The sequence below is a fragment of the Pseudomonas viridiflava genome (assembly GCF_900602065.1).
Lineage (GTDB): Bacteria > Pseudomonadota > Gammaproteobacteria > Pseudomonadales > Pseudomonadaceae > Aquipseudomonas.
Genome location: NZ_UWFN01000178.1, coordinates 1 through 495, shown reverse-complemented (window position 1 = coordinate 495; position 495 = coordinate 1). Strand labels below are relative to the sequence as shown.

At 65.9% G+C, this 495-nt stretch carries 1 pseudogene; it reads left to right on the top strand.

The features are described from left to right. Positions 1-495, top strand: a pseudogene (locus tag EE949_RS09085) (RND family transporter); the annotation flags it as partial.

Here is a 495-nt window from a genome sequence, read left to right as displayed (position 1 = left end):
GCGCGGTCATCACCGCGTTGCTGGGTTGGCAAACCACGCGCTTGCAGCTGAACGCCAGTTTCGAGAAAACCATCCCGGCGCAACATCCCTACGTGCGCAACTACCTCGCCTGGCAGGGCGAGCTCACGGGACTGGGCAACGCGGTGCGTATCGCCGTCGCCAACCCGGCCGGCGACATCTATCAGGCCAAGTACCTCGACACCCTGCGCCAGTTGAGCGATAAGGCGTTCCTGGTCCCCGGCGTGAACCGGGTGCAGATGAAATCCCTGTGGACGCCATCGACGCGCTGGGTCGGCGTCACCGAAGATGGCCTCGAAGGCGGCCCGGTGATCCCCGAGGCCTACGACGGCGGCGCCGCCAGCCTGGCGCAGCTAAAAATGAACGTCGCGCGTTCCGGCGAAATCGGCCAGTTGGTCGCCACCGACGGCCGCTCCACCGTCATCTATCTGCCGCTGTTGCAGGAGGCCGACGGCAAGCCACTGGACTACGGCATGC